The sequence below is a fragment of the Caballeronia arationis genome (assembly GCF_001544975.2).
GTDB classification, from domain to species: domain Bacteria; phylum Pseudomonadota; class Gammaproteobacteria; order Burkholderiales; family Burkholderiaceae; genus Caballeronia; species Caballeronia arationis.
In genome coordinates, this window is record NZ_FCOG02000056.1 from 12,772 (window position 1) to 31,716 (window position 18,945).

An 18,945-nucleotide genomic window follows, 5' to 3' on the forward strand; every position below is an offset into this window, starting at 1 on the left:
AGCCATGAGCGACGACAGCAAGGATACGGCACTCGCCGTACAACGTGTCGACAAGGTCTATCCGAACGGCACCATCGCACTCGACGACGTGCGGCTCACGATCGGTGCGGGCGAATTCGTCTCGCTGCTCGGACCGTCGGGTTGCGGCAAGAGCACGCTGCTCAAGATGTTCGCGGGCATCGAGACGCCCACGCACGGTCACATGCGCTGGTGGGGCCAGCCGTTTAGTGTTGTCGGATCGGCCGGCCGGCGCATGTCGATGGTGTTCCAGGAAGCCACGCTGATGCCCTGGGCGACGATCGCCGAGAACGTGCGCCTGCCACTCGATCTTGCGCACGTGCCGCGCCGCGAAGCCGACGAGCGCGTTGCCGATGCGCTGGCGAACGTCGGTCTTGGCAGCTTTGGAAAGGTGCGTCCGCGCGAGTTGTCGGGCGGCATGCAAATGCGTGCGTCGCTGGCGCGCTCGCTCGTCACGGAACCCGACCTGCTGCTGCTCGACGAACCGTTCGGCGCGCTCGACGAATTCACGCGCAACAAGCTCGATGCTGATCTTCGAGCGCTGTGGAAGAAGCGCGGCATGACAGTCGTGTTCGTCACGCACAGCATCTACGAGGCGGTGTATCTGTCTACACGCGTAGTCGTCATGCAGGCGCGGCCGGGGCGTATCATCGCCGACGTTCCGATCGACGGTCCGGCCGAGCGTGACGACGTGTATCGCGTGTCCGCGCCGTTCATGCAGCATTGCAAGACGCTGTCCGACCTCATCAGCGACGCGCATCTCGCATCGAGTCACGACATGCAGGGAGCACAATCATGAGCAGTCAGACGCTTGCAACCAAGCCCGCCATGCAGTCGAACAAGACCGCGCGCGAACGGCGCCGTCCGCTGTTGCAGCGACCAGGTGCAGCGAAGGCGCTGGCGCCATGGATCGTCGGTGCGATGATGCTGTTGCTTTGGGAAGGTTCATGTGCGCTTTTCAGGGTGCCGGTGTATCTCGTGCCCGCGCCGCATGACATCGCGCTCCAACTGGTCACCGATGGTCCGATGCTCTTCATGAGCCTTCTCGCAACGCTCAAGATCACGCTGCTGGCCTTCGCGCTCGCGACGGTTCTGGGCGTGATGATCGCGCTCCTGTTCGCGCAGAGTCCGTTGATCGAGGCGAGCTTCTTTCCGTACGCGATCCTGCTGCAGGTCACGCCGGTAGTCGCGATCGCGCCGCTCATCATCATCTGGGTGAAGGACACGACGTTCGCGCTCGTGATCTGCGCGACGCTCGTCGCGTTGTTCCCGATCATCTCGAACACGGCGCTCGGCTTGCGCAGCGTGAATCCGGGCCTCGTCAGCCTGTTTCGCATCAATCGCGCGACCCGCTGGCAGACGCTCGTGCGGTTACGCATCCCGAGCGCGCTGCCGTATTTCTTCGGCGGGCTTCGGATTTCGAGCGGACTGTCGCTGATCGGCGCGGTAGTCGCGGAGTTCGTCGCGGGAACCGGCGGCAGCGGTTCGGGTCTGGCTTATCAGATTCTGCAAGCGGGATTCCAGCTGAACATTCCGCGTCTGTTCGCGGCGCTCTTCTTGATCACGCTGACTGGCGTCGTGCTGTTCGGCATCACCGTGTGGGTCGCGCGCATCGGCCTGCGCGGCTGGCACGATAGCGAACTTTGAGGCGAGACACATGAGCATACTGATTCGCAACGCAGCGGCCATCATGACTGGCGGCAACGGCAGCGCCAATGAACCCGGGCGCATCGAGGGCCCGGACATTCGCATCGAGGGCGAAACGATCGAAGCGGTCGGCAAGCTCGCGCCGCGTGAGGGCGAGACGATCGTCGACGCCACCGATTGTGTCGTTTATCCCGCGTGGGTCAACACGCATCATCATCTCTTCCAGTCGCTGCTCAAGGGCGATCCGGCGGGGCTGAACGCGTCGCTTACGCCATGGCTCGCCGCCACGCCGTATCGCTTTCGCGCGCTCTTCGACGAGAAGCGTTTCCGTCTGGCCGCCCGCATCGGCCTGATCGAACTCATGCGCTCGGGATGCACGACAGTCGCGGATCACAACTACCTCTACTACCCGGGCATGCCGTTCGACAGTTCAGCGATTCTCTTCGACGAGGCCGAGAAGCTCGGCCTGCGCTTCGTGCTGCTGCGCGGCGGCGCGACGCGCACGCGCCAGCTCGAAGCCGAGTTGCCGAGCGCGCTTCGGCCCGAATCGCTCGATGCCTATGTCGCCGATATCGAACGTCTCGCATCAAAGTATCACGACGCCTCGCCCCGCGCGACGCGTCGTGTGGTGATGGCGCCGACCACCGTGCTCTATTCGATCTCGCCGCAGGAGATGCGTGAGACGGCCCGCGTCGCGCGCAGGCTTGGCTTGCGCATGCACAGTCATCTGTCGGAGACGGTCGGGTATCAGGACAGCGCGAAGTCGATGCATGGCACGACGCCCGTCGAGTTCTGCGGCGAATACGACTGGCTCGGCGACGATGTCTGGTACGCGCATCTCGTCAAGCTCGACGCGCGCGAGATCGCGATGCTCGCTGAAACCGGAACCGGCGTCGCGCATTGTCCCCAATCGAACGGACGGCTCGGCAGCGGCATTGCGCCGGTGCGCGAGATGGCGGACGCGGGCGTGCCGGTGTCGATCGGGGTCGATGGTGCGGCATCCAACGAGGCCGCCGACATGATCTCCGAAGTCCACATGGCGTGGCTCGCGCAACGCGCGCGGCGCGGCATGGCGGCGCAACCTGTCTATCGCGGCGGCACCTTCGAAGGCGGCGCCGATGTCGCTTCGGTGGAAGAAGTCGTGCACTGGGGGACGGCGGGCGGAGCTCGCGTGCTCGGGCTCGAAGGCGTCGGACGGATTGCGCCGGGCTGCTCGGCCGATATCGCCGTGTACCGGCTTGACGATCCGCGCTACTTCGGCCTCCACGATCCGGCGATCGGACCGGTCGCGTCGGGCGGACGGCCGACGGTCGCGGCACTGTTCTCGGCCGGACGCTGCGTGGTGCAGGACGACGCCGTTGCGAATGTCGATCTCGGCGACCTACGGCGCCAGGCGCTCGCCGAAGTCAGAGGGATGCTGGCAGAAGTGGCGTGACGGGCGCTTCACATCCGGGGAACAGCGCACAACAAACGAAGTTCGAAAAAATACGCGTTTTCGGGTAAACGATTAACTCGTCACTGCACGTGCTTCGAGCGAACAGAAAACAGCGATGCTATATTGCGCCAGACCGGTACGCACGTTAGCACAACGGGCGGCCGCTCAGGGCAGACAGCCCGCCATCCGTACGCTCAAACCACGGAGGAGACGTGAAGATCAAGAAAGCGATTGACCGCATTCCAGGCGGCCTCATGCTGGTGCCCTTGCTGCTCGGCGCCTGTGTTCATACGTTTGCGCCGGGCGCGGGCAAGTACTTCGGCTCGTTCACCAATGGACTGATCAGCGGCACCGTGCCGATCCTCGCGGTCTGGTTCTTCTGCATGGGCGCGACCATCGATCTTCGTGCGACCGGAACCGTGTTGCGCAAATCGGGCACCTTGCTCGTGACGAAGATGGTCGTCGCATGGGTCGCGACGATCATCGCGGCGCGTTTTATCCCGATCGATGGCATCAAGACCGGTCTCTTCGCGGGGCTGTCCGTACTGGCTATCACGACGTCGATGGACATGACCAACGGCGGTCTTTACGCCGCCGTCATGCAGCAATACGGCAGTCGCGAAGAGGCAGGCGCGTTCGTGCTGATGTCGGTGGAATCCGGGCCACTCGTCAGCATGCTCATTCTCGGCGCGACTGGCGTTGCGATCTTCGAGCCACGGCTTTTTGTCGGTGCAGTGCTGCCGTTCCTGATCGGCTTCGCGCTTGGCAATCTCGACGGCGACCTGCGCGAACTATTCGGCCGCTGCGTCCATCCGCTGATTCCGTTCTTCGGCTTCGCGCTTGGCAACGGCATCGACCTGCACGTGATCGCGACGAGCGGATTGCCGGGCGTCATCCTCGGACTCGTGGTCATCGTCGTGACGGGCATTCCGTTGATCCTGGCGGACCGCTGGATCGCCGGCGGCAACGGCGCGGCGGGGCTGGCGGCATCGTCGACGGCGGGGGCGGCGGTGGCGAATCCGGCGATCATCGGTGAAATGATTCCGCGCTTCAAGCCGCTCGTGCCGGCGGCGACGGCAATGGTCGCGACTGCGTGTCTGGTGACGGCCATCCTCGTGCCGATTCTGACCGCGCTGTGGGTTCGTCGATATCGTTCTCGCCACGGTCTGGAGGATTCACACGGGGAAGAAGCCGTGCGACCGCTCGCCGAGCGGGACGTGCACGCTTGATTCATCGAGCGAACCGCTAGAAGGACGAGCGGTTTGCCTGCGGCATCGGTGAAGCTGACGTTGTCGAACGCCAACTTCACCGACATCTCAAGCCGCTGCCTCCGACTCGACGATATGCTGCGCGATCGTCGCGTTGACTACTTCGGCGTGTGTTACGGGCCCCATATGCCCCGCGCCCTCGACGATTGCAAGACGTGCCGCCGGCAGCAGCATGGGCAGCCGCTCGGCGATCGCGCGCGTAGGGACGGGCGCGTGCTGGCCGCGCATGATGAGCGCGGGCACGCGCAGACCGGCGTACGCGCTTGCGGGCGTGCGTTCGTCGAGCAGCGCGCGGAAATCGAGCGGTGCCTTCGGCGCCCAGCGCGTAAGCGCGGCCTGCACCGACGGCCGCAGCGCTTCCCACGCCCCCCGGCCGCCCCAGTAATCGACGAACGACGCCGCCGCGCCTCGATAGTCGCCGCAGTTCACGCCATCGGCGGTGCACTTCGAGATCGCGATGATTTCTGCAAGCGCGTGCGCTCCGTGCGCGCCCATCGTCTTCAGCAGATGAAACGCCGACGGCTCATAGAGGGTCAGGCTTGCGATGCGCTCAGGGCGCTCGACGGCTGCGCGCAAAGCCACGCCGCCGCCATACGAGTGTCCGACGAGATGCACCTTGCCGCGCGAGGCGTCGATGATACCGATGGTCCTCGCGGCTTCGTCGGCGAGCGTGAATGCACGCTCGCCGCTCCATGGGCCTGTGCTGTCGCAGCCGTAGTGCTCGGGCGCGACGAACGCGTGGCGCGAGCCGAGCGCCTCGCCGAGCTTGCGCCATTGCGATGCTCCCGAGCCGGAGCAATGCAGGGCGATCACGGTGGTCGGGGATGGGAGGGCTTGCGATGCGATAACGTTGTTCATGTCACTCATGGAACTCGGAAGGTTGTACGCACGGATGCCGGGCGGCGGAGGTCTTCATTCATCGCCGGACGCCCGAGCCGCGCCGATAGTCGACTTGCAACTCAGTGATTCATCTCCATCGAACGCATGCGGCGTTCGAGCTCGCCTATGTCGACGGCGGCCCCGAGGTACGCGTCACGACGGCTGTGTTCAGCGCGTTCCAGCGCCTTCTTGAGCAACAAAAAAAGGTAGATGAACATGATGTCCTCCGACTGCGGCCTGGTCGATTGCGTGTCGGCACGAGCGGCGCGACACGTGGGTTCCAGGCGTGCATCCGGGAAGGTCGTCCGGGTTCGATGGCTGGCGCTCCGTGCCACGACTGGACGCCTATTTATGCAGAGTCCATGCCAGATCGCGGCGAGCGTTGTGTGGCGGGATTTCGGAGGTTTTGACGCAATGCGAATCGGGGGAAGTGTCGTCGCGCGGCCAACGGATTTTCGAATGAAAGTCGGGCCGCGGCAAACATGTGTCCCGACGCGTTCAAGATTCTGGTCGCGCCAGTTGCGCGCCGATCGCAGCGGGCAGTCCGGAGCCTCGACGCGCCAACGCTTCCGCACAGGCGGAGTTGATCGAAAGCGGAACCGCTCGATGTTCCGGCACTTGCTGAACGGGTAGGGTTTCCGTCGGAGCTGGTGCAGCGCAGGCCCGACATTAGAAAAACAGAAGCTCACTTGCACGCAGCGACGGCCTTCCGGACCGCCAGATACGCACCGCTGCTCAGATGTCGATCACCACATCGTCCTGTGGCATGGCGCAGCAAATCAGAAGATTTCCGTCTGCAGGCGGTGCGAGAGGATCGGGCCGGTAGACAACGGCCCCGGAAACCAGTCCGCTCTCGCAGTTGTGGCAGACACCCGTGCGGCACGACCAACGGACCGGAACGTCGCATGCTTCCGCCAGTTCCAGGATGCTCTCGTAGACCGATGCATTCCAGTGTGCGGCCACTCCGCTCCGCGCGAACGATACGAGCGGCCCTGTCTTCGCGTCGCCTTCTGGCAGATGTGGCGCGCGCAACGCCCCTCTGACGATCCCGGGGTTCAACGACTCTCCGCCGTTGAATGTCTCCGCATGAATGCGTTCCGGCGCGAAGCCAAGGCTCGCGAGCGCCGATTTCATGTCGGCCATGAAGCGGGCTGGTCCGCAAAGATAGACATCCGCATCGCGAGGGATACCGATTTCCTCCAGCACGGCTTGCGAGAGATGGCCGCTGGCGTCGTAATCCTCGCCGAGGCGATCGCACTCGCCAGGCTTGCTGTAAAGGACATGGCGGCGGCCATGAATGAGTGCAAGCATGACGCGCCGCGCTTCGGCGTCGAATGGATGGTGCTGCCGATCACGCGCAGCGTGGAGCCACCAGATCTCCCTTGTCGAGCGCGCCGCCGACAGCGCGTGCAGCATCGCCAGCACAGGCGTTGCGCCGATACCTGCGCTGAGCAGTACCACCGGCCCGTCGCCTGGCAACAGAACGAAGCCTCCTCGAGGCGAACTGACATCGATCGTATGTCCCACCCGCACATCTCGATGCAGATACGTCCCGGCCCTGCCATCCGGCTCGATCTTCACGCTGATGCGATAGCTCTGTTCCGACAGATCGCTCGAGAGCGAATAGCTGCGAAAAAGCGGCGGACCGCCGGCGTTCGGTTGCAGGCGCAGCACGACATACTGGCCGGGCTGCGCCGGTTGCAGCGGCTGGGCGTCGGCACTCTGCAGCGAGAACGAGACAACGTCGGCCGATTCCGGCACGATCGCCGCGACCGTGAGCGGCCGAAATCCCGGTGCGACCGGATGTGCCGCCGAAGCGGGCGCGAGCCCGGCATTGCCGCTTGCCCCGCCTGCCGCGCGACTGCGCAATAACGCCTCGAACGACCAGCGCCATCCGGGCGAGAGCGCATCGATTCGCAGCGCGCGCTCCAATCGGTCGCGGGGATGATCGGGCGAATACAGCAGTGCATTGATCTCCGCGACCGTCATGCGCTCGTTCGCTTCTCCTACCTTCACGATTTCGTCGCCTGCGCCGACTTCGCCTTCCTGCAGGACACGAAGGTAGAATCCCGGCCGCCCGCTCGACGTCAGCAAAGCAGGCATGCGCGGCTCGTTGGTGCGGATGCCGACACGATAGCAAGTGACACGAGGTTGCGTGACCTCGAACAGCGCGCCGCCGATCCGGTACCGGTCGCCAATGCAGACATCGGCATCGGGCATGCCTTCGATCGTGAAGTTCTCGCCGAATTGTCCGTAGATGAAGTCGGTCCGTCCTAGCTGTTCGCACCAGTAGCGAGTCGACTCGATCTGGTAGACGAAGACAGCACGCTGCTCTCCTCCGTGCCCGGCCAGATCGCCCTGGCCATCGCCGTGCAGGTTCAGCCGACCGGCCCAGCAGCGGCCCTGTACCGGATTCTTCCAGATGCCGGTGTGCACCGTGCGGCCCTTCCATTCGATATCGCGCGGAAGTCCGACATTCACCGAGAGCAGTCGAGCCATGTCTTATTCGCGCACACTCTGGGCCAACGAGCGCAGCAATCCCGCGCCGTCGCCGCTCCAGGCGCTGCCATGCATGCAGGCCAGGGTTGTTGGTTCGAGTTGAGCCAGTTTCTCGAACATGGCGTCAGCGTTTCGAGTATGGGAAAAGTAGTCCATGCTGCGCCGAAACGCTTCGCTCGGCCCCAGGATGTCAGAGCTAGTGAGCGGCGGAAGATCGGCGCCGCCCTGAGTGAACAGGTCGCCGCAAAGCAACGTTCCGGTTCGCTCTTCCATCAGGAAGCCGCATTCCCAAGCATGCGGCAAATGCGGCGTGTCGATCCACCTTACGGTATGCCTTCCGAGGCTGACGCCCTGCCCGTCCGCCAGCGCGACAGGCGGCCTATCGGCCAGATCACTGATGGAAACCATCGCGGCAACGGTACCGCACAACGGGGAGGCTTGGGGTGCCGTTGCCAGCCACTCGTTAAGCGACCCGCATTCGTCCGCCTCGACGTGGGAAAAAGCAATGTGCCGCAATCGCTCCGGAGCAATCACGCTAGCCAGCGCTTCGCGCACCAAGGCAAACATCTTTCGGGGCCCGGTATGAAACAGCAGCGGCTCATCATCGACGATCAAGTACTGATTGAACGAAAAGCCCCCTGAGTCACCGGGGAGCGTGACCGGCGTGTTGATGCGATACAAGCCATCGGCAATTTCCTCGACGTTCGTACCCGACTGCGAATTCGTGATGACCATGCGCTCCTCCTCGGTCCACATCACAACGTCATGACGACACGAGCGTATTCTAGTCTTGCAAACGCGCGAGTACCGCATGACTCACGTCAGCAAGCGACGGTGTGTTGCCGGGCGGCGCGCGAGGTGGTCCTTCCGCAGATAACTCTGATGTCCGGTGCGCTTCGCGCTCAGAAGTCGTCGGTCACCTGCGCATACGCAGCACCCGGATTCGCGTGTGCCGCCGGCCGGATCGCGTGCCAGATGCTGCCGACGTCATCGCCATTCACGTCGCCAGGTTTGCGGTCGCCCGCGTAGAAGTGGACCGGGCGGCCATCGTAGGTCGCCTGCGCCACCCCGTCCTCGTGGACGATCGCGCCAATGCCCTCGTCCATCGGCATTGCACGGGCGGGGACTCGCGGCCAGACTGCATTGCAGGAACTGCGGCACGGGCCGGTGCGGCTTGCGGGCGCGTCATCGTCGTAGACGTAGACGGTCATGCCATTGATCGCCGACAACACGTCGGGGCCCGGAACAGCGCCGATCAGAGTCAGTCCCGCGACTGCCGCGCCGACACACATCGATTTGCTCATCACACTCTCTCTCGAATCGGATTCACGATGGACGCAAGCGGCGACCGAAACCGAACAGCGCGTTTTGCGAGCGCTCCCTCATGCGAGAGACGTGCCATGTGACGCGCGAGAGCGGCATGCATCACCGTCAGCCTTGCGGCACAAGGGATTGCGTCGAAGTCAGGTGCCGCGCCGTTGCGGCAGGCAAGCTCACGCCGGGCCGTGCGTTCACGCCGGGCTTCGGGAGATTCCCGAAATACCGGGAACGTTCAACTCGTCTTGCGATTGATGGCAAGGCGCTTCATGCGCGATTCGAGTGTCGTGGGCTTGAGTCCGAGTCGCTCGGCGGCACCGGACTTGCCGCTCACGCGCCAGCCCGTTTCCTCCAGCACTTTGAGGATGTGAAGCCGCTCCGCTTCTTCCAGCGTCACCGCGCGGGTGCCGGCACGTCCCGCTTCCGCTTCCGTTGCGCTCTGCATGGGCGCGGCGGCGGGGGCCGTGTCCCGGAACCAGTCGCCCAGGGCCAGTTGCGCGCCCTGAGTCAGGATCACAGCGCGCTCGATCACGTGCTGAAGTTCGCGTACGTTGCCGGGCCACCGGTAGCTTTCGAGCACGGCCAGTTGCTCCTTCGACATCGCGTCGATGTGCTTGCCGTACTTTGCCGCGAAGCGTCGCACGAAATGCGCGGCGAGCGCCGCGATGTCCGCACGGCGCTCGCGCAACGGCGGCAGCGCAACCGGAAAGACGTTCAGGCGGTAAAAAAGGTCAGCGCGAAAACGGCCGGCCGCGGCTTCGTCGGCGAGACTCCGGTTGGTCGCCGCGACGATGCGCACATCCGCCTTCTGCGTGCGCGTGCCACCGAGACGCTCGAATTCGCCGTCCTGCAACACGCGCAGCAGTTTCGCCTGGAGGTCGAGCGCGAGTTCGCCGATCTCGTCGAGGAACAGCGTCCCGCCGTCGGCGAGTTCGAAGCGCCCGGCCTTGCGCGCCAGCGCGCCAGTAAACGCACCCTTTTCATGTCCGAACAGTTCGCTCTCGATGAGACTCGCCGGCAATGCGGCGCAATTCAGCTTCACAAACTGCCGGCTCGCACGCGGACTCATACGATGAATCGCGTGAGCGATGAGTTCCTTGCCCGTGCCCGTCTCCCCGGTCACGAGCACCGATGCATCCGTACAGGCCACCTGGCGCACCTGCTCCATGACCTGACGCAGTCCATCGGGGCCGATGAGTTCCTCGGCAGCCTGTGCTTCTCGCAACTCTTCCCGAAGGCATCGGTTCAGTCCGCGCAACTGCCCGACTTCCGCCTCCGCTCTCCTGCGCTCCTCGATGTCTCGCAGGATCAGCGTGTAGATGGCCTGCCCCGTGGCTTCGGCCCATGAAAGCGTCGCTTCGATCGCGAATGCCGCGCCATCGGCGCGCACGGCGCTGGATCCCTCGGGCACCCACACGGGTGCTTGCGGGCGTTGTCCGAGCATGTAGTCGCCCAGCAGCCGGCAGAGCGGCTCCGAGAGGAACCGGTTGCACGGCTTGCCGAGCGCTTCGTCTGCAGCGCAGCGGAACACGCGTTCGGCCGCACGGTTGAATAGCGTGACGCGGCCGGCTTCGTCGAGCGCGATGATGGCGTCCATCGCCGATTCAATGATGCGCGAGAGCCGGTGCTCGCTTTCCTTGAGCCGTGCCGCAAGCCGCCTGAGTTCTAGATGCGTGCCGACGCGCGCAAGCACTTCCTCGTGCTGGAAGGGCTTCGTGATGTAGTCGACGGCGCCGAGTTCGAGGCCCCTCACCTTGTCGACGGTGTCGGTCAGGGCGCTCATGAAAATCACCGGAATGTCGCGGGTCGCGGGGTTCGCCTTGAGACGCGCGCAGGTAGAGAAGCCGTCGAGTCCGGGCATCATCACGTCGAGCAGGATCAGATCGGGCGTGGCGTACTCGATCGCTTCCAGCGCGCTCTCGCCATCCTCCGCGACCGATACCGAAAAGCCGTTGGCGCTCAGCAGATCGAGCAGGATCGACAGATTGGCCGGAATGTCCTCGACCACGAGGACCAGCGGCCGTTGGTCCGCTGCGGTGGACGTGGTTCGCTTCATGGCTCGCCCGCGAGACGCTTAAGCCACCGGCGCAGCTCTTTCATTCGATAAGCTTCGCCGAGTTCGCGGAGCTGAGCGGCGAACGGCTCATGCGCATGATCGCGCCGGGCCAGCTCGTTCGTTTCGTGCAGCAACTGCCTGACGTCACCGCGTGACGCGAGATCGAGCAGCCGTTGCAGGTCCGCGGACGGCGGTGCGGCGACTAGCTCCGCACGCTCCGGCTCGGGGTCTGCGCTGTCGCTGGCGGCGTAAAGCACGGTGAGCCCGAGACGTGCGCACAGCAACTCGATCAGCTTGTCCTGCCGAAACGGCTTGGGGACGAATTCGTCAGCGCCGGACTCGATGCAGCGCGCACGGTTATGCTCGAACGCGCTTGCGGAAATGGCGAAGATGACCATGCCGGAGAGTTCCGGCAGCGCGCGGATGCGGCGGGTCGCCGCCAGTCCGTCGAGGCGGGGCATGCGCATGTCCATCAGGATCGCATCGGGCATGAGGTGCATGGCCTCGTCGATGGCGGCTTCGCCGTCGGCAGCCTCGCGCACGTCGAAGCCTAGCGGCGCGAGCAGGTCGCGAAGCAGGCCCCGTCCTTCCGCTTCGTCGTCGACCACGAGAACGCGCCGGCGCTCGCCCGCGATGCCCGTCGCGATCCGCGTCGCGGCCATCGGCGGCTGCGCCTCGACCGGCGGCACGTCCAGTTCGAACCAGAAGCGGCTGCCAACTTGGGGCGTGCTCGCCACCTGAAGCGCGCCGCCCATCAGATGCACGAGCCGCTTGCTGATCGCGAGCCCCAGCCCGGTTCCGTCGATCACCGTTGCCGGGTCGCGCACCTGATGAAACACGTCGAATATTTCAGACAGATGCTCCGGCTGAATGCCGATCCCCGTGTCCTCGACGAGAAAGCACAGGCGCCCTTCGTTCAGCCCCGTCTTCAAAACGATGCCGCCCTGCTGTGTGTACTTGATCGCATTGTCGAGGAGATTCATGAGCACCTGCCGCAAACGGCGCTCGTCGCCGCGGATCACGCGCGGAATGTCCGACCACTGCGCCGTGGTGAACGAGAGCCCCTTTCCTTGCGCGCGGCTTTTCATCATCCCGGCAATGCTCGCGAGCAGGCGGTGCAGATCGAAGTTGTCCGCCACGACATCCAGCGTGCCGGCCTCGATCTTGGCCATGTCGAGGATTTCGTCGATGAGTCCCAGCAGATGCTCGCCCGACTGCTGGACGATCGTGAGCGCCTTGCACTGCCGCTCGTTCAGTTCGGCTTCGCGCCGCAGGAGTTGCGCATAACCGAGCACGCTGTTGAGCGGCGTGCGCAACTCATGACTCATGTTGGCGAGGAATTCGGACTTCGCGCGGTTCGCCGTCTCCGCCGCCTCCTTCGCGCAGTTCAACTCGGACTGCGCGCGCTTCCTCTCGCTGATGTCGATGACACTTCCACGCACCAGCCGGCGCGCCGCATCGGGGAGGCGCACGAGCCTGACCTCACAGGGAAAGAGCGAGCCTGCCGCGTCGACGTGCCACCATTCGAATACCGGCACGCCGCCGTCGAGCGCTTCCTCCACTTTCTCTCGCGCGGCCTCGCCCGACAGGCGTCCATCGGGTTGCCGCTCCGGACTCAACTCGACGGGACCGATGCGCAGCAGCGCTTCCCGATCGCGGCCATAGAGCCGCGCGGCCTGCTCGTTCGCCTCCACGAAGCGCAGCGTATCGACGTCGAGCAATGTGATCGCGTCGGGCGAATAGGCGAGCATCGTGGAAAGGCGCTGCTCGCTCGCGCGCAGCGCCTGCTCGGTGCGCATGCGTTCGCCGATGTCGATGACACTGCCGCGGACCAGCCTGCGGGTCGCGTGCGGCAGGCGCACGAGGCGGATTTCGCAGGGCACGAGGGCGCCCGATGCGTTGAGGTGCATCCACTCGAAGACGGGCGTGCCGCCGTCGAGCGCCCGGCCGATCATCTCGAGCCGCGCTTCGCTCGAAATACGCCCGTCGGGCTGACGCTCCGGGCTGAGTTCCACCGGATCGACCAGGAGCAGCGCGTCGCAATCGCGGCCGAAAAGGCGGGCGGCCTGTTCGTTGGCCTGCACGTAGCGATCGGCGTCGGCATCGAAGACGAGAATGGCATCCGGCGCGTAAGCGACGAGTGTCGCGAGCCGTTGCTCACTCTCGCGCAGCGCCTCCTCGGCGCGTCTTCGATCGTCGCGCTCGACGGCCAGCGCAATCAGGTTGGCGAGCGCGATACCGAACAGGCGGTCTTCCGGCGTCCACGGCGTGGGCGGCCCGACCTGCTCATGGCACAACACGCCGTCGATCCGGCCGTTCAGATAGACCGGCGTATCGAGCATCGCGGTCACGCCAAGCGGCGTGAGATAGCTGCTCGAGAATTCACGCGTTCGCGGATCGGCATGCGCGTCGTCGGCGACGATGGCATCGCTTGTCGCAAGTGCTTCAAAGTAAGCCGGATATAGCTCGGCCTGCAATTGCGCACCGCCACTGTGTCGGTCGACGCTTGCTTCGTAAAGATCGAGGCAGAGGATCGCCGAACGCGTCTGCGTGTAGCGCCAGAGGCTGACGCGCTCGACACACATCAACTGCGCGGCCGTCTCCATGATGTACCGGATCGTCTGTTCGAGATTCTCGTTCTGGTAGACGTCGATGCGGGTGAGCGCGGCGAGCGCAGCCTGCCGTTCGAGCAGACGCTCGCGTTTCGGACGCTGCGTGGAGAGTGGCCCTGGAGTCGTCACCGTCGTTCCTCTGAGGCTCTGGACAAGGCACCATGCACGACGGGCTCGCTGTGCCGACGCTTGAGGCGGTACGCGCCGGAACTGCGCCAAGCGGCGCACGATGCTGTCATCGCGGTGCCGAAGCTACTCTACACCGCCGATAACCGTTTGACATGTGATGTCAACGTATCGAAAGCCTTGGCTGCGGGGCGCAGCGTAGCAAGCACCTACTACATGTATCGATGAGACGCTCGATGGAGGCTGCGCTGCCCGCCGCCACAACCGACAACGCCGTTCGGCGAACCGACAGGCGAGAACCCAACGCGAGCGATCGAAACGGCCTGACGGTCGGACAGCCCGTCAGGTTGGCGCCCCACCGCCTCATATGCGATCGACTCCCGGCATGAAAAGCAAAGTCGAATCTCTTCGTTGGTCCGCATAGCAGACGATGCTTCAATGGATCGATCGCGGGATAGTCGTCCGCGAACAATCGATCCAGAGCAACCGACCCACACGGAGATCCGCATGACCGGCACAGCTACCCTTTCGCATCCGTCAACAGAGCAACCGGTGTCCGAGGAAGCGCAGTTGCATGTCCGTCCGATCGGCGGTCGCGTTGGAGCCGAGGTACGCGGCGTCGCACTCGGCGCCGAACTCGAAAGCGCCACCATCGACGCCATCAACGCTGCGCTGCTGGAGCACAAGGTGCTGTTCTTTCGCGGCCAGTCGCATCTGGACGACGCCGCTCAGGAAGCCTTCGCCGCGCGCTTCGGCGAAACCGTCGCGCATCCGACTGTGGCGTCCGTCAAGAGCGGCAGCCGCCTGCTCGAACTGGACTCGAAGCACGGCACGCGCGCGAACTCGTGGCACACGGACGTCACCTTCGTCGACGCCTATCCGAAGATATCGATCCTGCGCGGCGTCGTGATCCCGCCCGCGGGCGGCGACACCGTGTGGGCCAATACCGTCGCCGCATACAAACATCTGCCGCAGCCGTTGCGCGAACTCGCCGACACGCTGTGGGCCGTGCATTCCAATGCCTACGACTACGCGGCGACCCGCTCGACGCCCGCCACCGACGCGGAACTCGCGTATCGCGACCAGTTCACCTCGACGCTCTACGAGACCGAGCATCCGGTCGTGCGGGTGCATCCGGAAACGGGCGAGCGCAGCCTCGTGCTCGGACACTTCGTGCAACGCTTCGTCGGCTTGTCGCAGCGCGATTCGGATCGCCTGCTCGAACTCTTCCAGGACCACATCACGCGTCTTGAGAACACCGTACGCTGGCGCTGGACACAAGGCGACGTCGCGATCTGGGACAACCGCGCAACGCAGCACTACGCCGTCGCCGATTACGCCGACGCGCATCGGGTCGTGCGCCGCGCGACCGTTCACGGCGATGTGCCGGTGAGCATCGACGGCCGCACGAGCCGCACTGTCTCGCGCACGGTCCGTTCCTGATTCGCCTGCCCGGACGCTCGTCCGGGCCTTCTCGCTCTTCCCTGCATACACGATGAAACTGCGACTTCTACTCAAGACGCTGACGATGACGCTTGGCGTCATCGCGAGCGCAACAGCATTCGCCGCCGGGCCGGACGTCGTCAAGATCGGCGTGGCGCAACAGGGCACGGGCGACCCGCCCGTGTTCGGCGGATCGCCTGCCGCAACCGCGCAACTGCAACATCGCGTCGAGGACGCGCTCAAGACCGATGGCACCAAAGTCGAGTGGATCTTCTTCAAGGGCGCAGGGCCGGCCGTGAACGAAGCGCTCGCCAACAAGCAGATCGACTTTGCCTATCAGGGCGATCTGCCCGCCGTGCTCGGACGCGCAAACGGGCTCAAGACGCATTTGCTGGTGGCGTCGAACGTGCGCGCGGGCGTGTATCTCGCGGTGCCGCCCGACTCCGACATCAAGGGCGTGAAAGACCTCAAGGGCAAGCGCGTCGGCATTTTCCGGGGCACCAACCTGCAACTCGTCGCCGACAACGTGCTCAAGGAAAACGGTCTCACCGAGCGCGACCTGCGCGTGATCAATCTCGATTCGGCAGCAGCGCAGGCGGCGCTGGCATCGAAGGGCGTGGATGCCGTCTTCCTCGACTACAACCTCTTCAAGCTCCAGCGGCAAGGGCTCGCGAAGATCGTCTATGCGTCGCGCGACGGAGGCCTGCAACTCACGCGGCAGGCGCACCTTCTCGTGCTGGAGGATTTCGAACGGGCGCACCCGGAGATCGTGCAGAAGGTGGTGACATCGGTCGTGCAGGCGTCGCAGTGGTCCTCCGATGAAACCAATCGCAGTGCGCTGTTCGAACTGTGGTCGAAGAGCGGCGTGCCGGCGGAATCGTGGCAATCGGAGTATGCGAACCAGCAGTTGAAGGACCGCAGTTCGCCGTTGATCGATCCGTTTCTGGTCGCGCGTTATCAGGCCGTCGCCGACGATGCGCTGCGCCTGAACCTGATTCGCCAGCCGGTTAGCGTGAACGGCTGGTTCGAGCCGAAGTACCTGGACGAAGCGCTCAAGACCCTGAAGCTTCAGGCCTACTGGCCGCGCTTCGATGCATCGGGCAAGCCGATCGCATCCTGACCCACGGAGGTTCGACCATGGCGAACGTTTTCGCACGTAGTTTCGATCCCGCGGTCAACGTGGGCGTGCGTGGCGCACGAACGCCGGCGCGCGGTTCATTGATGAACGCGGGGCGCACGGCCGGCTGGATCGCCCTGCCCTGGCTGCTGCCCGCGCTATGCGCCGCCCTCTGGATGCTCGGCTCCCACTACGGCTGGATTTCGGCGCAAGTGCTGCCGCCGCCCGCGCTCGTCTTCGATACGCTCGCCGCCATGATCCGCAGCGGCGAATTGTGGATGCACGTCGGTGCGAGCCTGTCGCGGGTCGCCGTGGGCTTCGGCGCGGGCGTGCTGCTCGGCCTGCTGCTTGGCGGCGTGCTCGGGCTTTCACGCACGGCGGAAGCGTATGTCCTTCCCGCATTCAACGCGATCGTGCAGGTGCCTGTGCTCGGCTGGCTGCCGTTCCTGATGATCGTGGCCGGGATCGGCGAGCCGCTCAAGTACATCCTCATCGCGCATGCCGCGCTCGTTCCCGTCACGCTCGGCACGCTGCAGGGCTTTCGCCAGACACCGGACGCGTACCGGGAAGTCGCACGCGTGTTCCGCTTCACGCGCGCGCAGACGATTCGCTCGGTGATCCTTCCCGCCGCCGTGCCGGTGATCGGCACCAGCGTGCGGCTCGCGTTCACGAAGGCGTGGCTCACGCTCGTCGTAGTGGAACTCGTCGCATCGTCGGAGGGGCTTGGCTACCTGATCGTCTACGGGCGGCAGTTGTTCCAGCTCGATCTCGTGCTGGCGTCGGTGCTCGTGGTCGGCGCGATCGGATATCTGGCCGACCGCTTCCTGACCGTCGTCGAAGCACGGCTGCAACGCGGCAACGCGCACTAAGGAGGATGCGATGGCCGACACCTCACTCGAACTCGAAGCCGGACGCAACGTCGGCACCGATCAACCTTCCGGCCGATGGCGCGGCTGGGTACTCCCCGTCGCGGCACTCGTCGCGTGGTGGTACGTCGCGCGCAATGCGGGCGGCACCCACGGCATCCTGGTGTCGCCCGCGCACGTGTGGCACACCGCGATCGACCAGGCTGCGAGCGGCGCGCTATGGCGCGCGTTGTCCGCGTCGCTCGCACGCGAGCTGACCGGCTTCGCGATCGGCACGACGGCAGGTCTTGCGCTCGGCGCGCTGCTCGGCGTTTCGAAACTCGCGAGCCGCGCCATCGGCCCGAGCTTCAACACGTTCAAGCAGGTGTCGCTGTTCGCGTGGATCCCGCTGATCTCCGTATGGTTCGGTCTCGGCGATGTCGCGAAGGTCGTGTTCCTCTCGCTCGCGGCGCTCGTGCCGGTCGTGGTGCATACGAGCGATGGCATCCGCGCGGTCTCGCCCGCGTTGCTCGAGGTCGCCCGCGTGTTCCGCTACAACAAGTGGCAGACGGTCGCCCATGTCGTATTGCCTGCGGCGTTGCCTTCGGTATTCACCGGCATCTATCTCGCGCTGATCTATTCATGGCTCGCGACGCTCGGCGCCGAGTATCTGCTCGTGGCCGGCAGCGGGATCGGCAATACGCTCGTCGATGGCAGCGAGCAGTTCCGCATGGATCTCGTCGTGTTCGGTGTCATCGTGATCGGTGTGACGGGCTGGGCGCTCAACGCGCTCGCGCGCGCCATCCAGCGGCGCTGGTTCACTCATGCGCGCAACGCGCGTCAAACGCACTAGGAGTTTCATCGTGTCGACCGTCATCCATGATTCCGACAGCAGGCTCGACCTGCGGCAAGTAGCGAAGCGCTTCGCGGGGGACGCCGCCGCGCGTCCCGTGCTCGACGGCATCGACCTGTCGATTGCGAGCGGCGAGTTCGTGAGCATCGTCGGCGCGAGCGGCTGCGGCAAGTCCACGCTCCTGCGCCTCATCGCCGGACTCGACAGTGAGTTCGACGGCGCGATCGATTTCGCCGGCGAACCGGTGCGCACGACGGATCTCGCGCGCGGCATCGTGTTTCAGGACCATCGGCTCTTTCCGTGGCTCGACGTCGAGCAGAACATCGCGATCGCGCTGAAGAACGCGCCGCTTTCACGCGACGAGAAGCGGCGCGCGGTGGACGAGCATGTCGCGCTCGTCGGCCTGAGCGGCTTCGAGCATCACTTCCCGCACCAGTTGTCGGGCGGGATGGCGCAACGCGTCGCGATTGCGCGCGGGCTCGTGAACCGGCCTCGCCTCCTGCTGCTCGACGAACCGTTCGGCGCGCTCGATGCGCTCACGCGCGCGCGGCTCCAGCGCGAGTTGCAACGCATCTGGGAACACGAGCGGATCACGATGGTGCTCGTCACGCACGATGTCGACGAGGCCGTGTTTCTTGCCGACCGCGTCGTCGTGATGCGGGCGCGGCCGGGGCGGATCGGCAAGGTGATCGACGTCGGGCTGGCGCGCCCGCGTGATCGCAGCGATGCGCGGTTCGTCGCCTTACGCGACGAGATCCTCGGGGAACTGGGGCAGTTGCAGAGCGATGCTGTCTCAAGAGACGACCGCTGAATCAACGATCAACGAAACG

The 18,945-nt window shown here is 65.0% G+C and carries 16 protein-coding genes; 9 read left to right on the forward strand and 7 right to left on the reverse strand.

Going from position 1 to position 18,945, the window contains the following annotated elements:
• Positions 1 to 4 precede the first annotated feature (4 nt).
• The 4 genes from AWB81_RS26225 (at position 5) to kdgT (ending at position 4,329) form a co-directional block, all read left to right on the forward strand.
• Entirely contained in the window at positions 5 to 817 is an 813-nt protein-coding gene (locus tag AWB81_RS26225) for an ABC transporter ATP-binding protein (protein WP_062639456.1), read from the forward strand.
• 29 nt (positions 818 to 846) lie between these two features.
• Positions 847 to 1,665, forward strand: a complete 819-nt coding sequence (locus AWB81_RS26230) for an ABC transporter permease (protein WP_062639477.1) — start codon at positions 847 to 849, stop codon at positions 1,663 to 1,665.
• Positions 1,666 to 1,675: 10 nt separating this feature from the next.
• The gene (locus tag AWB81_RS26235) at positions 1,676 to 3,100 is read left to right on the forward strand and encodes an amidohydrolase family protein (RefSeq protein ID WP_062639457.1); all 1,425 of its coding nucleotides are present in this window, start codon (positions 1,676 to 1,678) and stop codon (positions 3,098 to 3,100) included.
• A gap of 212 nt (positions 3,101 to 3,312) precedes the next feature.
• A complete protein-coding gene (gene kdgT, locus AWB81_RS26240; RefSeq protein WP_062639458.1) occupies positions 3,313 to 4,329 on the forward strand; it encodes a 2-keto-3-deoxygluconate transporter in 1,017 nt (338 codons plus the stop codon).
• Between the two features lie 87 nt (positions 4,330 to 4,416).
• Here kdgT and AWB81_RS26245 read toward each other — a convergent pair whose 3' ends face one another.
• The 7 genes from AWB81_RS26245 to AWB81_RS26275 all read right to left on the reverse strand — a co-directional run bounded on the left by AWB81_RS26245 (position 4,417) and on the right by AWB81_RS26275 (position 13,860).
• Positions 4,417 to 5,226 (reverse strand): alpha/beta fold hydrolase, encoded by an 810-nt coding sequence (locus AWB81_RS26245; RefSeq protein ID WP_062639459.1) that lies wholly within the window; start codon positions 5,224 to 5,226, stop codon positions 4,417 to 4,419.
• Positions 5,227 to 5,327: 101 nt separating this feature from the next.
• A complete protein-coding gene (locus AWB81_RS26250; RefSeq protein ID WP_087135207.1) occupies positions 5,328 to 5,465 on the reverse strand; it encodes a DUF3563 family protein in 138 nt (45 codons plus the stop codon).
• A gap of 517 nt (positions 5,466 to 5,982) precedes the next feature.
• Entirely contained in the window at positions 5,983 to 7,746 is a 1,764-nt protein-coding gene (locus AWB81_RS26255) for an MOSC and FAD-binding oxidoreductase domain-containing protein (protein ID WP_062639460.1), read from the reverse strand.
• Between the two features lie 3 nt (positions 7,747 to 7,749).
• Positions 7,750 to 8,481, reverse strand: a complete 732-nt coding sequence (locus tag AWB81_RS26260) for an oxygen-binding di-iron domain-containing protein (protein WP_062639478.1) — start codon at positions 8,479 to 8,481, stop codon at positions 7,750 to 7,752.
• A 167-nt stretch (positions 8,482 to 8,648) separates the two neighbouring features.
• Entirely contained in the window at positions 8,649 to 9,050 is a 402-nt protein-coding gene (locus AWB81_RS26265; RefSeq protein WP_062639461.1) for a COG4315 family predicted lipoprotein, read from the reverse strand.
• A 248-nt stretch (positions 9,051 to 9,298) separates the two neighbouring features.
• Positions 9,299 to 11,119 carry a sigma-54-dependent Fis family transcriptional regulator gene (locus AWB81_RS26270; protein WP_062639462.1) on the reverse strand — a complete coding sequence of 607 codons (1,821 nt, stop codon included), beginning with the start codon at positions 11,117 to 11,119 and terminating at the stop codon, positions 9,299 to 9,301.
• Positions 11,116 to 13,860 (reverse strand): ATP-binding protein, encoded by a 2,745-nt coding sequence (locus AWB81_RS26275; RefSeq protein WP_062639463.1) that lies wholly within the window; start codon positions 13,858 to 13,860, stop codon positions 11,116 to 11,118. The genes AWB81_RS26270 and AWB81_RS26275 overlap by 4 nt, the downstream gene beginning before the upstream one ends.
• 504 nt (positions 13,861 to 14,364) lie before the next feature.
• Between AWB81_RS26275 and AWB81_RS26280 the strand changes: the two genes are divergently transcribed.
• The 5 genes from AWB81_RS26280 (at position 14,365) to AWB81_RS26300 (ending at position 18,926) form a co-directional block, all read left to right on the forward strand.
• Positions 14,365 to 15,300 (forward strand): TauD/TfdA dioxygenase family protein, encoded by a 936-nt coding sequence (locus AWB81_RS26280; RefSeq protein WP_062639464.1) that lies wholly within the window; start codon positions 14,365 to 14,367, stop codon positions 15,298 to 15,300.
• A 52-nt stretch (positions 15,301 to 15,352) separates the two neighbouring features.
• Entirely contained in the window at positions 15,353 to 16,420 is a 1,068-nt protein-coding gene (locus AWB81_RS26285) for an ABC transporter substrate-binding protein (protein WP_062639465.1), read from the forward strand.
• Between the two features lie 101 nt (positions 16,421 to 16,521).
• Positions 16,522 to 17,286, forward strand: a complete 765-nt coding sequence (locus tag AWB81_RS26290) for an ABC transporter permease (RefSeq protein WP_062639479.1) — start codon at positions 16,522 to 16,524, stop codon at positions 17,284 to 17,286.
• 10 nt (positions 17,287 to 17,296) lie between these two features.
• On the forward strand, positions 17,297 to 18,115 hold the full coding sequence (locus tag AWB81_RS26295) for an ABC transporter permease (protein WP_062639466.1): 819 nt from the start codon (positions 17,297 to 17,299) through the stop codon (positions 18,113 to 18,115).
• Positions 18,087 to 18,926 carry an ABC transporter ATP-binding protein gene (locus tag AWB81_RS26300; RefSeq protein ID WP_087135208.1) on the forward strand — a complete coding sequence of 280 codons (840 nt, stop codon included), beginning with the start codon at positions 18,087 to 18,089 and terminating at the stop codon, positions 18,924 to 18,926. The genes AWB81_RS26295 and AWB81_RS26300 overlap by 29 nt, the downstream gene beginning before the upstream one ends.
• The last annotated feature ends 19 nt before the right edge of the window (positions 18,927 to 18,945 follow it).